The following is a 13,996-nucleotide window of genomic DNA, read 5'->3' on the forward strand; positions in this document are numbered from 1 at the left end:
GGGTCTCCCGGGCTCTCACGTGGTGCTACGCGCCCGTGCGTGCGGTCGTCTGCTCGCGGTCGTGCGCCTCACGGTAGTCCTCGACCGTGGCCAGCAGGTGCGCGTGCGTCCCGCGTGCCGTGACCCTCCCGCCCTCGAGCAGGACGACCTCGTCGGCGGCGTCCAGCGCGCTGAGCCGGTGGGTGACCACGACGACCCCGCGGCCCTCGGCACGGGTGTCGGCGAGCAGCACCCGCACGAGGGCGTCGGCGGCCTGCGGGTCCAGGTGCTCGGCGGGTTCGTCCACCAGCAGCAGGCGGGCCGGGGCGAGCAGCGCACGGGCGAGCAGGAGGCGGCGGCGCTCACCCCCCGACACGGTCCGGGCGTCCGGGCCGAGCAGGGTGTCGAGCCCGTCGGGCAGCAGCTCCAGCCACGGCCCCAGGCCGACGGTCGTCAGCACCTGCCGGGCCTCCTCGACGCTCACGTCGCCGCGGGCCACCCGGAGGTTCTCCAGCACGGTGGTGCCGAACACGTGCGCGTCCTCGGTGGTCACGACGACGCCCCGGGCGAGGTCGTCCGACCCGGGCTCGGCGACGTCGGTGCCGTCGAGCGTGAGCCGGCCGCCGACCCGGGGGAGGAGCCCCGCGAGCGTCAGCAGGGTCGTCGTCTTGCCGGCACCGCTCGCGCCGACGACCGCGACGGACCGTCCCGGGCGCACGTCGAGGTCGAGACCGTCGAGGACCGGTGCCCTGCCGGGCCAGCCGCAGACCAGGCCCGAGGCGACGAGGCGAGGCCCGTCGACGGGCGCTGCAGGCGCGCTCGCCAGGGAGGTTCCGGGCTGAGCAGGCTGAGCGGAGCCGGTCGTCGTGTCGAAGGGACCGGCGTCGTCGAGCAGCGCCAGCACCCGCGCAGCCGCGGCCCGGGAGCGCTGCACCTGGACCGCGGCGGCGGGCAGCAGCGACGTCGCCTCGAAGGCGGCCAGCGGGGTCAGCACGATCACCGCGAGCTCGACCGGAGCGAGCTGCCCGCTGCGGACGGCCGGCACCCCGGTGACCAACGCGGCGAGGACGGCCAACCCGGTGGCCAGCGGTCCGACGGCGGCGGCGAACGCGGCCGCACGGGCGCCGGCGTCGGTCGCCCGGGCGATGCCCGCGTCGGCGGCCCGCAACGAGTCCAGCTCGCGGGCGACCCGGCCGGAGACGGTGAGCGGTCCGGCGTCGTCGAGCAGCCCGAGCGCGGTGGCGGTCATGTCCGACCGCGCCGAGGCGGCCTGCGCCTCCGTCGTCCGTGCGGCACGGGCTGCGAGGGACGGCGCGAGGAGGCCCGCGGCCAGCAGGGCGAGGGCGAGGGCGGCAGCCGCGGGCGGCCAGAACGCGGCCATCGCGGCGACGGTACCCGTGCCGAGGGTGGTGGCGACGGCCGCGGGCAGCAGCCCCCGCACGACCACGTCACCGACGGCGTCGACGTCCGCTCCGACACGGGTGAGCAGGTCCCCGCGGCGCAGCGTGACGAGCGCCCCGGTGGTCCCGGCGGCGAGCCGTTCGTAGACGGTGGTGCGTAGCGTGGCCATGCCGCGCAGCGCGAGGTCGTGCGAGACGAGACGCTCGGTGTAGCGCAGCACGCCGCGCCCGATGCCGAAGGCGCGCACGGCGACGGTGGCGACCGACAGGGCGAGGACCGGGGGCATCTGCGAGGCGCGGGCGATGAGCCAGGCCGACACCGCGGCGAGCGCGACGGCGCAGCCCAGGGCGAGCGTGCCCAGCAGGACGGCGAGGGCCGTCCGGCGCGGGTCGATGTCGAGCAGCCGCACCGCGCGCCGGAGGTTTCCATGCCGCGCCTGGCTGCACTGGGGGTTCGCGCCCGGGTCTGCCGGGGCGACACCTGCGCTCGGGGCCGTGGTCATGCGCGGACCTCCGGTCCGGTCGGAGCGCCGGCGAGCGCGTCGGGCACGTCCTCACGTCCGGCCCCGGCGTCGGCCGCGCCGTCGGGCAGCGGGCCGGGGCGGACAGTCACCACGTCGTCGGCCGTCGCGGCGAGCGTCGCGCGGTGGGCGACGAGCACGACGGTGCGACCGGCGGCGCGCATCGCGTGGACGGTGTCCAGCACGACCTGCTCGCCGAGGGCGTCGAGGTGCGCGGTCGGCTCGTCCAGCACCACGAGCGGGGCGTCGGCGAGCAGGGCGCGGGTCAGGGCGACGCGCTGGCGTTGTCCGACGCTCAGGCCCGCGCCCCCCCGACCGAGCACGGTGTCCCAGGCGTCGGGCAGCCCGGCGAGCACCAGGTCGAGACCCGTGAGCGACGCGGCGACGTCCCGCGCCGCTGCGTCCGTGCCACCGACGACGTCGGCGACCGTGCCGGGCTCGAGGACGGGCCGCTGGGGGAGCCAGGTGATCTGCGCCCAGAACCCGGTCAGGTCCACGTCGGCGAGATCGATCGCCGGACCGGTCTGCGGGACGAGCGTCACCGCGCCGGCATCCGGCCGGAGGAGCCCGAGGAGGACCTCGACGGTCGTCGACTTGCCGGCCCCGCTCGGGCCGACGAGCGCCAGCACGCGACCGGGGGTCACCTCGAGGTCGAGTGCCGCCGGTGCCGCGTGGTCGCGTGCACGGACCGACACCCCCCGCAGGCGCAGGGTCGTGCTCCGCAGGTCGGGCGCGGGCGTCGCCCCGACCGTCGGCAGCGGGGTCTCGAGCACGGCGAACGCCTGCTCGGCCGCCGCGACCCCGTCGGTCGAGGCGTGGAAGTGCGCGCCGACCTGGCGCAGGGGGGCGAAGACCTCGGGCGCCAGGATCAGGACCGCGAGTCCGGTGACCAGGTCGAGCTGTCCGTCGACGAGGCGCAGTCCGATGCCGACCGCGACGAGCGCCACGGAGAGCGTCGTGAGCAGCTCGAGCACCATGCCGGACAGGAACGCGATGCGCAGGGTGCCCATCGTGGCGCGCCGGTGCGCGTCGCCGAGGGCCTGCACGCGGGCCGCCGGGCCGCGTTCGCGTCCGAAGGCACGCAGCGTCGGCAGGCCGGCCAGCAGGTCGAGCACCTGCGCGGACAGCCGCTGCATCGTGCGCAGACCCTGCTCGGACCGGCCCTGGGTCAGCCGACCGACCAGGATCATGAAGACCGGGACGAGCGGGATCGTGCCGACGACGATCGCGGCCGACACCCAGTCCAGACCGAGCACGACGAGCACGGTCGCGGGCGTCACGGTCGCGGCGAGCACGAGCTGGGGCAGGTACCGCACGAAGTACGGCTCGAGCGCGTCGAGCCCGCGGGTCGCCAGCGTGACCACGGCGGGGCCTTCGCCTCCCGCGAGCAGGCGGGGCCCACGGGCGACGGCGTGCGCGACGACGGACTCGCGCAGCTCGGCGACGGCTCGGGTGGCGGCGCGGTGGGCGTAGCGCTCCTGGACAGCCGTGACGAGCGTCCGGGCGAGGACGACGCCGACGAGCGCGACGACCGCCGGCAGGATCTCGCCGAGGTCCGCGCCGTGCGCCACTGCTCGCCCGAGGGCTCGGGCGAGCAGCAGCGCCTGGGCGACGATGAGCGCGGTGGTGACGAGCCCGAGCGCGACCGTCAGGGCGAGGTAGCCCCGGGCGGCCCGGGCGTGCTGGAGGAGCCGGGGGTCGAGCGGCTTCACGCCGACCGACCGGTCACTTGGCCCCCGACTGCTCGAACGTCAGGCCGACCGGGTCGGGGATCTGCGCGGCGCTGATGCGCTTGCGGAACACCCAGTACGTCCAGCCCTGGTACACCAGGACGAGGGGCGTGAGGATCACGGCGACCCAGGTCATGACGGTCAACGTGTAGTCGGTCGACGAGGCGTTGGTGACGTTGAGGGAGTTGGCCGGGTCGAACGCGGGCATCACGTCGGGGTACAGCGACCCGAAGATCAGGACGACCGCGGCGAGGATCGTCACGGCGGAGGCGATGAACGCCTGCCCCTCGCGGCGTGCGCGGGTGGTGACGACGAGCACCGCGAGCGCGACGGCCGCGACGGCGACCGCTGCCCAGGTCCAGGCGGCGTCGGAGTAGGCCAGCTGGGCCCAGATCGCCCAGGCGGCGGCCACGACGAGCGTGATCGGGGCGAGGCGCTCGGCGGCGGCCCCGGCGCGTGCCCGGATGTCGCCGTCCGACTTCAGCGCGAGGAAGACGGCGCCGTGGGTGAGGAACAGCAGTGCGGTGGTCGCGCCGCCGAGCAGGGCGAACGGGTTGAGGAGCGCCCAGAACCCGCCGACGTACTGGTGGTTCACGTCGAGCTCGACGCCGCGCACGATGTTGGCGAAGGCCACGCCCCACAGCACCGACGGGAGCCAGGAGCCGAACATGATCGCCCGGTCGGCCAGGGCACGCCACTTGTCGTCGTTGATCTTGCCGCGCCACTCGAACGCGACGATCCGGACGATGAGGGCGACGAGGATGAGGAACAGCGGCAGGTAGAACCCGGAGAACAGCGTCGCGTACCACTCCGGGAACGCCGCGAAGGTGGCGCCACCGGCGGTGAGCAGCCACACCTCGTTGCCGTCCCAGACGGGGCCGATGGTGTTGATCATGACGCGGCGGTCCTTCTCGACCGCGGCGGCGTCACGGCCGCCGCGGCGTCCGAGCAGGCCGAGCAGCATGCCCACGCCGAAGTCGAACCCCTCGAGCACGAGGTAACCGGTCCACAGGACCGCGATGAGCAGGAACCAGACGGTCGAGAGCTCCATGGTGATCGTCCCTTCCGGCTCAGTAGGCGAACGACAGCGGACGGTCGGTCGCGTCCGGTTCGTCAGGTCGGTTGTCGGGGCTGGGGTCGTGCTCGGTGTCGGCGACGCCCTCGATCGCGTACCGGTGCATGAGGCGGTACCAGAAGACCGCGAGCACGCCGTAGAGCAGCGTGAAGCCGACCAGCGAGATGATCACGGTCGTCGGCGTCACGACCTCGGAGACGCCCCGTGCGGTGAACAGCCACACGCCGTCGACGCCCGAGGGGTTCGGGTTGGGTGCGACGACCCACGGCTGACGGCCCATCTCGGTGAAGATCCAGCCGAACGCCGAGGCGAGGAACGGCGTGGCGAGGGCCCAGACGCCCACGCGTGCGAACCACGGGTTGTCGGTGACGCGTCCCTTGCGGGTGAACCACAGCGCGAGCAGCGCCAGGGCGGCCGAGCCGACGCCGAAGCCGATCATCAGTCGGAAGGACCAGTAGGTGACGGCCAGGTTGGGGGAGTAGCTGGCGGGGTTGCCGGCCTCGTCGGTGAAGCCGAACTTCTCCTCGTACTGGGCCTGCAGGTCGTCGACGCCCTTGATCGGCGCGGAGAAGTCCCCGGTCGCGAGGAACGAGGTCAGGCCGGGGATCTCGATGAGGTGGCGCACGCCCGCGCAGTCGTTGTTCAGGTCGCCGATCGCCAGGATCGAGAACGAGGCACCGTCGGTCGACTCGCACAGCCCCTCGGCCGCGGCCATCTTCATGGGCTGCTGGTCGAACATGAGCTTGGCCTGCCAGTCACCGGTGACAGCGACGCCGACGCCCGAGACGAGCATGGCCACCAGGCCGAGGATCACCGCGGGGCGGTAGACGTCGCGTGCCTTGTCGGCCTGACCGGCGCGGACGAGCTTGACCATCCACCACGCGGCGATGCCGGCGACGAACGTGCCCGCCGTGAGGAAGGCCGCCGAGATCGTGTGCGGGAACGCCGCGAGAACGGTGGGGTTGCTGAGCACCTTGCCGATGTCGACCATCTCCGCGCGCCCGGTCTCCATGTTGAAGACCGCACCGACGGGGTGCTGCATCCAGGAGTTGGCCGCGAGGATGAAGAACGCGGACAGGTTCGTGGCGATCGCGACGGCCCAGATGCACGCGAGATGGATCTTCTTGGGCAGCTTGTCCCAGCCGAAGATCCACAGGCCCAGGAACGTCGACTCGACGAAGAACGCGGCGAGCGCCTCCATCGCCAGCGGGGCGCCGAAGACGTCGCCGACGAAGCGTGAGTACTCCGACCACGCCATGCCGAACTGGAACTCCTGCACGATGCCGGTGGCGACACCGATCGCGAAGTTGATGAGCAGGAGCTTGCCGAAGAACTTGGTCAGCCGCAGCCAGCGCTCGTGACCGGTCCGCACCCAGATCGTCTGCATGATCGCGACGAGCGGCGCGAGGCCGATCGTCAGCGGCACGAAGATGAAGTGGTAGACGGTCGTGATGCCGAACTGCCAGCGGGCGAGGTCGAGGGCGTCCACGCGGGTCACTCTCCATCGGGGGTGCGGGGCGGTCGTCGGTCCGGGCCTGCGGACGCCGGACCGACCTCGGGCGTAGGCCCTCTGACCGGCCCTGCTACCCGCAGGGATGGTCGGAACGCTAGGGCTCAGGTCCTAGTCTCACCCCGGGACGTTGGTCCCGGGTGCTGACAGTGTGTCGTGTCCCTCACGTCTGCGCCGACGGTGCGTCGACGGCGCGTCGAACGGTGCGTCGGACGGTGAGCCGGAGCGTGCGTCGACGGTGCGGAGAAGTGGCGCGCCGAAGCCCGTCGCGGGCGCCTCGCAGGCCGGTCGGGGGTCCCTGTGCGATACTCGTCACGGTTCACCGGCGCCCACACCGCCACGAATCCTTGAGCTCGCCGCCCCTGCGTCGCGCGCGCCAGCCGCCGCCAGGCACCGCACGGCCCCGCCAGGGCCGCATCGGTCGCCCGGCAGGCGATGGCCCCGATCCTCGAGCAGCAGCCACGACCGCCGACTTCCGTCGCGGCGCCCGAGGGGCGCACGTGACGACTACCGCCTCCGGGCGCTGCACGTGTGGGCGGCGTCCCTGGCACCCAGGAGCACCCCGCGTGACCCACGACAACACCCCTGACCTCGCAGCGGACGCGACGACCACCGGGGGTGAGGCAGCACCGGCACCCACGCGTCGCCGTCGGGCGACGCGTACCGTCGCGGCCCCAGCGGTCGCCGAGCAGGCGACGCCGAGCGAGGGGTCGTCCACGGATGCCGCTCGTGCGGGGGTCACGGACTCCCAGGCCGCTGGTGCGCAGCCCGCCGCCGAGACCCCCGACGCCGCGGAGCCCGCAGCGCCCAAGGCCCGCCGCTCACGTCGCGCCACCCGTCCCGCCTCCGAGGGCGTCGTGACCACGCCGGCCGGGGACGGCACGGCGACGACGACCGCACCCGAGGCGAGCCACGGGTCGGACACCCCGGCTACCGCCACGCCCGAGCCGACGGTCGACGACAAGCCCGCGAAGGCCCCGCGGCGTCGCCGTGCCGCGTCGCGGCCCGCAGCCAGCCCGGACGCCGCCGCCACCCCGACCGAGTCGCCGACCGAGAACCCGGTCGTTGCGCCGCTCGACCCGGCCGTCGAGGACGCCGAGGAGGACGCCCTCGACGAGGCCGGCGTCCAGGCACCCGCCGCCCGGGTCAACGCACCCGGTCTGGACGTGCTCGCCGAGCTCGCCGCCTCCGCCCCGTCGGCCCCCGCCGCCGCTGCTGACGCACCGCGCACCGCCGCCCCGCGGCTGGCGACCACTGCTCTGCTCTTCCAGGCGCCCGACCCCGCGGCCCGCCCGCGCCGTCGCCGGGCGCAGGTGCAGGCGGGCTCGCCCGAGGAGATCTCGGAGGCGGCCCGTCGTGCCGAGGCGGCGGCGACCGAGGAGGCCGAGGCAGCTGCCGTCGAGCTCGCCACGTCGGTCCAGGACGACGCGCAGCCCGTGGCCGAGACGTCGACGACCCGCCCCTCGCGTCGTCGCGGCGGCCGTCGCCGTGGCGGCGAGCCCGTGGTGGAGGCGACGCCCGACGAGGAGGCGCCCCTCGGCGAGCCCGTCGAGGACGAGGCCGACCAGGACGAGGACGCGCAGCCGCAGGAGGTCGAGCTCGAGGGCGTCGACGAGAGCGGCGCCCCGCGCCGTCGCCGTCGCCGTGGCGGTCGGGGTCGCCGTGGCCGCACGGACGACGCGTCCGACGAGCAGGGTGGCGACGAGCCGACCGGTGACGAGGCCGACGAGCCCGAGACCGACGCGGAGGCGGAGGACGAGGCCGACGCGGGTGAGGACGGCTCCGGCACGAGCCGCCGTCGTCGCCGTCGTCGCCGTGGTTCGCGCTCTGAGAGCAGCGAAGGCGAGCAGCAGGGGCGCACCCGACCGCGACCGGCCGGCGACGAGGTCACCGCGCTGCGTGGCTCGACGCGCCTGGAGGCCAAGCGTCAGCGCCGCCGCGAGGGGCGCGACGCCGGACGGCGCCGCCAGATCATCAGCGAGTCCGAGTTCCTCGCCCGCCGCGAGTCGGTCGACCGCGCGATGATCGTGCGCGAGCGCGACGGACGCACGCAGATCGCCGTGCTCGAGGACGACGTGCTCGTCGAGCACTACGTGTCCATCCAGGCGCAGGCCTCGATGGTCGGCAACGTGTACCTCGGCCGCGTGCAGAACGTGCTGCCGAGCATGGAGGCCGCCTTCGTCGACGTCGGCAAGGGCCGCAACGCGGTGCTGTACGCCGGTGAGGTCAACTGGGACGCGGCCGGGCTCGAGGGCGGCCAGTCGCGTCGGATCGAGCAGGCGCTGAAGTCCGGCGACTCGGTGCTCGTGCAGGTCACGAAGGACCCGATCGGTCACAAGGGCGCGCGGCTGACCTCGCAGGTCACGCTGGCCGGCCGGTACCTGGTCTACGTGCCCGGCGGCGGCATGACCGGCATCAGCCGCAAGCTGCCCGACACCGAGCGTGCCCGCCTGAAGAAGATCCTGCGCGAGGTCGTCCCGGAGTCCGCGGGCGTCATCGTGCGGACCGCCGCGGAGGGCGCCTCGGAGGACGAGCTGCGGGCCGACATCGAGCGTCTGCAGTCCCAGTGGGAGGCGATCTCCGCCAAGGCGAAGACGGCCTCGTCGCCCGCGCTCCTGCAGGGCGAGCCGGACATGGCGATCCGCGTCGTGCGCGACATCTTCAACGACGACTTCAACTCGCTGGTCGTGCAGGGCGACGAGGCGTGGTCGACGATCTCCGGCTACATCGGCGAGCTCGCTCCCGACCTGGCGGGCAAGATCTCCCAGTGGACGGGTACCGCCGACGTGTTCTCCGTGCACCGCATCGACGAGCAGCTCGCCAAGGGGATGGACCGCAAGGTCTGGCTGCCCTCGGGTGGTTCGCTGGTCATCGACCGCACCGAGGCGATGACCGTCATCGACGTCAACACCGGCAAGTTCACCGGCTCGGGCGGCACGCTCGAGGAGACGGTCACCCGTAACAACATCGAGGCGGCCGAGGAGATCGTCCGCCAGCTGCGGCTGCGCGACATCGGCGGCATCATCGTCATCGACTTCATCGACATGGTGCTCGAGTCGAACCGTGACCTGGTGCTGCGCCGGCTCGTCGAGTGCCTGGGTCGGGACCGCACGAAGCACCAGGTCGCCGAGGTCACCTCGCTCGGGCTGGTGCAGATGACCCGCAAGCGCGTGGGCCAGGGCCTCGTCGAGGCGTTCTCGGTGACCTGCGAGCACTGCCACGGTCGTGGCTTCATCGTGCAGGACGAGCCGGTGGAGAAGGGGCCGCGCCCCGACCTGGCCGCGCCCGCGCCGCAGCCGGCCGCCGAGGGCGAGTCGAAGCGCGCGCGCCGCAAGCGGGGCGGAGCCAAGGACGTGGCCCCCGCACCGCACGCAGGCGTGCCGGTCCTGCCGGAGGCGCGCGAGGCCGTCAAGGCCACGCTCGCGACGATCGCCGCTGCGGCCGCCCACGCCCACGAGCACGAGCACGAGCACGAGCACGACGAGGCCGTCGCCGGTGCGGTCACGCCCGAGGAGACACCCGAGGTCGAGGTCGCCGCCGAGTCGCCCGCCCCTGCCCCCGTGGTCGTCGAGGTGGGCGACGTGGCGCACGCGCCCGTCCTGGATGTCTTCGCCGAGCTCGCCTCGGTGGCGGCGGGCCGTGACCGGGTCCAGGTCGACGACGTCGACCTGCCGGAGGCCGCACCCGAGCCCGACGAGCACCTCGAGCTCACCCCCGTGGCCCCGGAGCTGTTCGACGTGGACGACGAGGCCGAGGACGCCGACGTCAGCGACGGTGCGACCGGCGGCAACATCGCGCAGGGAACCGAGCCCGACGTGCGGGAGTAAGGCGGGGACCCCAGGTCGGAACGGCCGGACAGGGGTTCGACCGGCCGTCGGTCGGCGGCCAGGTTTGACCCCTGGCCGCCGGGTCCGTAACCTGGAGCGTCGGTGCGTCGTGTGCGTGCCGACTGTGCTCGTGGGCAGGCAAGCCGTGCCGACGGGCAGTGTGTGTCGACAGCGTGTGTCGCCGGAACGGCATGTTCCACTGGCCGACGAGGTCTGCTGCGACGCGAACCCCCGGAGCCTGGGTAGGTCGGGTGGTGCGCGGACGCGGGCGACACATCCAGCAGACGCGAGACAAGCAGTTCTTCGAGACAAGCAGTTCGACGAGCAGAGATGAGCATCAACGTGGTGTACGCGATCGTGAAGGCTGGCGGCCGCCAGGAGAAGGTCGCCGTCGGCGACGTCGTCGTCGTCGACCGCCTCGCCGCGCAGGCCGGTGCGACGGTCGAGCTGCCCGCGCTCCTGCTCGTCGACGGCGAGAAGGTCACCACCGACGCCTCGGTCCTGGCCAAGGTGAAGGTGACGGCGGAGGTCGTGCGGGACGAGAAGGGCCCCAAGATCGACATCCTCAAGTACAAGAACAAGACCGGTTACCGCAAGCGCCAGGGTCACCGTCAGCAGCTGACCCGCCTGAAGGTCACCGGCATCAAGTGATCTCGCTCCGCGACGTGACCACGTCGCGGCTGCAGCCCCCGTTCTGAGCAGCACGAAAGCAGGTTCGTCATGGCACACAAGAAGGGCGCGAGCTCCTCGCGCAACGGTCGCGACTCCAACGCCCAGCGCCTGGGCGTCAAGCGCTTCGGTGGCCAGGTCGTCAAGGCCGGCGAGATCATCGTCCGCCAGCGCGGCACCCACTTCCACCCCGGGATCAACGTGGGCCGCGGGGGCGACGACACGCTGTTCGCGCTGACCGCCGGCTCGGTCGAGTTCGGTACCCGTCGTGGCCGCAAGGTCATCGACATCGTGGCGGCCGAGGTCTGAGACCTCCCCGTCGTCCGCGGCGCTGACGCGGCGGACGCACTCGTCGACGAAGGGGCGCACCCGTGCGGTGCGCCCCTTCGTCGTGTGAAGATCGCAAGAACACAAGGAGGCAGTCGTGGCGACATTCGTCGACCGGGTCGTGGTGCATGCGGCCGGCGGTGACGGTGGGCACGGCTGTGCGTCCATCCACCGCGAGAAGTTCAAGCCCCTGGCGGGTCCCGACGGTGGAAACGGTGGCAACGGCGGCTCCGTGATCCTGCGGGTCGACCCGCAGGTGACCACGCTGCTGGAGTTCCACCACCTGCCGCACCGGCACGCGCCCTCGGGCTCGCAGGGCATGGGCGACCACCGGCAGGGTGCGATCGGGCAGGACCTCGTGCTGGGCGTGCCCGACGGCACGGTCGTGAAGGACCCCGACGGGAACGTGCTGGCCGACCTGGTCGGGGTGGGCGCCGAGTACGTGGCCGCCCCGGGCGGCCGTGGTGGCCTGGGCAACGCCGCGCTCGCCTCCCAGCGGCGCAAGGCGCCTGGCTTCGCGCTGCTGGGCGAGCCGGGGGAGTCGCAGGACGTCGTCCTGGAGCTCAAGACGATCGCGGACGTCGCGCTCGTCGGGTACCCGAGCGCGGGCAAGTCGAGCCTGGTCGCCGCGATCTCCGCGGCCCGGCCCAAGATCGCCGACTACCCGTTCACGACGCTCGTGCCCAACCTCGGCGTCGTCCAGGCGGGGTCGGCCCGCTACACCGTGGCCGACGTGCCCGGCCTGATCCCCGGCGCGTCCGAGGGCAAGGGGCTGGGCCTGGAGTTCCTGCGGCACATCGAGCGGTGCGCGGTGCTCGTGCACGTGCTCGACTGCGCGACGCTCGAGCCGGACCGCGACCCGGTCTCCGACCTGGACGTCATCGAGGCCGAGCTGGCCCAGTACGCGGGCGACCTCGGGATCGAGGGTGGACGCGTACCTCTGCAGGAGCGTCCGCGGCTGGTGGTGCTCAACAAGATCGACGTGCCCGAGGCGCGTGAGCTGGCCGAGCTGGTCCGCCCCGAGCTCGAGGCACGCGGCCTGGCCGTGTTCGAGGTCTCGACGGCCAGCCACGAAGGCCTGCGCCCGTTGACGTTCGCGTTGGCCGAGCGTGTCGAGAAGGCCCGCCGCGAGGCACCGATACCCGAGAACACCCGGGTGGTGCTGCGGCCCAAGGCCGTGGACGACCTGGGCTTCACGGTCACCCGGCGCGAGCAGGGCGGCGAGGTGTGGTTCGCGGTGCGCGGCGAGAAGCCCGAGCGCTGGGTGCGGCAGACCGACTTCGCGAACGACGAGGCCGTCGGCTACCTGGCCGACCGCCTGGCGCGCCTCGGTGTCGAGGAGCGGCTGTTCAAGGCCGGCGCGGTCGCGGGCGACGAGGTGCGCATCGGACCCGACTCGAACTCGGTCGTCTTCGACTGGGAGCCGACGCTGATGACCGGTTCGGAGCTGTTGGGCGGCCCGCGCGGTACGGACGTGCGACTCGAGGACAGCTCGCGTCCCACCCGTGGCGAGAAGCGGCAGGAGTACAAGGAGCGCATGGACGCCAAGGCGGCCGCGCGTGCCGAGCTGTGGACCGAGCGCGAGGCCGGTCACTGGGCGGACCCGGAGGACTGACACGCACGGTCGGGTTCGGCGCCGACCCGCGGGACGGTGCCGTGCGGCACGCGCGGGCCACTGGCTGGAGGCCTGCGCGGCCGGCGGCTGCGTGGGGGAGAGAATGACCCCGTGAGCGCAGCTGCACTGACCGACCGGGCACAGGTCCCCACCGCGGGACGCATCGTCGTCAAGGTCGGGTCGTCGTCGCTGACGAGCCCGGACGGTCGGCTCGACGTGGACCGGTTGCGCGCCCTGGTGGACGTGCTCGCGGCACGTCGGGCCGCGGGCGGTCAGGTCGTGCTGGTGTCCTCCGGCGCCATCGCCGCGGCCATCGGTCCGTTGGGGCTGACCGCGCGCCCCCGTGACCTGGCGACGCAGCAGGCGGCGGCGTCGGTCGGGCAGGGTCTGCTCGTCGCGCACTACACGAAGGCGTTCGCCGACCACGGGCTGCGGGTCGGTCAGGTGCTGCTCACGGCCGACGACACGGTCCGGCGCACCCACTACCGCAACGCGCACCGGGCGTTGACCCGCCTGCTGGACCTCGGCGTGGTGCCGATCATCAACGAGAACGACGCGGTGGCCACCGAGGAGATCCGGTTCGGCGACAACGACCGGCTCGCCGCGCTCGTCTCGCACCTCGTGCACGCCGACGCGTTGGTGCTGCTGACCGATGTCGACGGGCTGTACACGGGTCCGCCGACGCGGCCGGGGTCGCGACGCATCCCGCTCGTGCGGGGGCCTCGGGACCTCGACGGGATCGACGTCACCGCCCGCGGCAGCGCGGTCGGCACGGGCGGCATGGTGACCAAGCTCGAGTCGGTCTCGATCGCCACGCAGTCGGGGATCCCGGTGGTGCTGACCTCGGCGGCGCAGGCGGGGCAGGCGCTGGCAGGCCAGGACGTCGGCACGTGGTTCTCGGCGACGGGCAGCAGGCGTGCCGTCCGGCTCCTGTGGCTCGCGCACGCCGCTCGCACCCGTGGGCGGCTCGTGCTGGACCCGGGGGCCGTGCATGCCGTGAGCGAGCGGCACAAGTCGTTGCTGCCGGCCGGGGTCACCGCGTTCGAAGGCACGTTCGAGGCGGGCGACCCGATCGAGCTCGTGGGTCCGGACGCGGTGGTCATCGCGCGCGGGCTCGTCGCGTACTCCTCCGAGGAGATGCCCGACCTGCTGGGGCGGACGACGTCCGACCTGCGGCGCGACCTGGGTCCGGGCTACGACCGCGAGCTGGTCAACAGGGACGACCTGGTGCTCGTGCGCCGTCGGCGTGCGGCGGAGCCCGTCTCGCCGCACTGACGCCGTCGGGGCCTGCGCGCCCCAGCGGATCGGTCGGCGCGCACGTGCGCGCCGTCCCGTGGCGGGGC

9 protein-coding genes are annotated in these 13,996 nt (G+C 73.5%); 5 read left to right on the plus strand and 4 right to left on the minus strand.

The genetic code is table 11. From position 1 onward, the window contains the following. Positions 1–25: 25 nt before the first annotated feature. From cydC to BKA22_RS13960, 4 genes are read right to left on the minus strand one after another with little or no spacing between them, the layout of a single operon-like run. Positions 26–1,882 carry a thiol reductant ABC exporter subunit CydC gene (gene cydC / locus BKA22_RS13945; protein WP_146953048.1) on the minus strand — a complete coding sequence of 619 codons (1,857 nt, stop codon included), beginning with the start codon at positions 1,880–1,882 and terminating at the stop codon, positions 26–28. After that, positions 1,879–3,612, minus strand: coding sequence for a thiol reductant ABC exporter subunit CydD (gene cydD / locus BKA22_RS13950; protein ID WP_146953047.1), 1,734 nt, complete (start codon positions 3,610–3,612; stop codon positions 1,879–1,881). Before cydD ends, cydC begins: the two co-directional genes overlap by 4 nt. 13 nt (positions 3,613–3,625) lie before the next feature. Further along, entirely contained in the window at positions 3,626–4,681 is a 1,056-nt protein-coding gene (cydB, locus tag BKA22_RS13955) for a cytochrome d ubiquinol oxidase subunit II (RefSeq protein ID WP_146953046.1), read from the minus strand. A gap of 19 nt (positions 4,682–4,700) precedes the next feature. After that, the gene (locus BKA22_RS13960) at positions 4,701–6,194 is read right to left on the minus strand and encodes a cytochrome ubiquinol oxidase subunit I (protein WP_146953045.1); all 1,494 of its coding nucleotides are present in this window, start codon (positions 6,192–6,194) and stop codon (positions 4,701–4,703) included. Positions 6,195–6,781: 587 nt separating this feature from the next. On the opposite strand from BKA22_RS13960, the gene BKA22_RS13965 reads away from it, so the two are divergent. From BKA22_RS13965 to proB, 5 genes are all read left to right on the plus strand, one after another. Beyond that, complete coding sequence (locus tag BKA22_RS13965) at positions 6,782–10,042, plus strand: Rne/Rng family ribonuclease (protein ID WP_146953044.1); 3,261 nt, start codon at positions 6,782–6,784, stop codon at positions 10,040–10,042. 342 nt (positions 10,043–10,384) lie between these two features. Continuing rightward, positions 10,385–10,693 carry a 50S ribosomal protein L21 gene (gene rplU, locus BKA22_RS13970; RefSeq protein WP_179561906.1) on the plus strand — a complete coding sequence of 103 codons (309 nt, stop codon included), beginning with the start codon at positions 10,385–10,387 and terminating at the stop codon, positions 10,691–10,693. A gap of 69 nt (positions 10,694–10,762) precedes the next feature. Further along, positions 10,763–11,020, plus strand: coding sequence for a 50S ribosomal protein L27 (gene rpmA, locus BKA22_RS13975; RefSeq protein WP_146953042.1), 258 nt, complete (start codon positions 10,763–10,765; stop codon positions 11,018–11,020). A 115-nt stretch (positions 11,021–11,135) separates the two neighbouring features. After that, a complete protein-coding gene (gene obgE, locus BKA22_RS13980) occupies positions 11,136–12,653 on the plus strand; it encodes a GTPase ObgE (protein WP_146953041.1) in 1,518 nt (505 codons plus the stop codon). 111 nt (positions 12,654–12,764) lie between these two features. Continuing rightward, the gene (proB, locus tag BKA22_RS13985; RefSeq protein ID WP_146953040.1) at positions 12,765–13,928 is read left to right on the plus strand and encodes a glutamate 5-kinase; all 1,164 of its coding nucleotides are present in this window, start codon (positions 12,765–12,767) and stop codon (positions 13,926–13,928) included. The last annotated feature ends 68 nt before the right edge of the window (positions 13,929–13,996 follow it).

Origin of the sequence: Cellulomonas soli (assembly GCF_013409305.1) — a bacterium.
In the GTDB taxonomy this organism is placed as follows: domain Bacteria; phylum Actinomycetota; class Actinomycetes; order Actinomycetales; family Cellulomonadaceae; genus Cellulomonas; species Cellulomonas soli.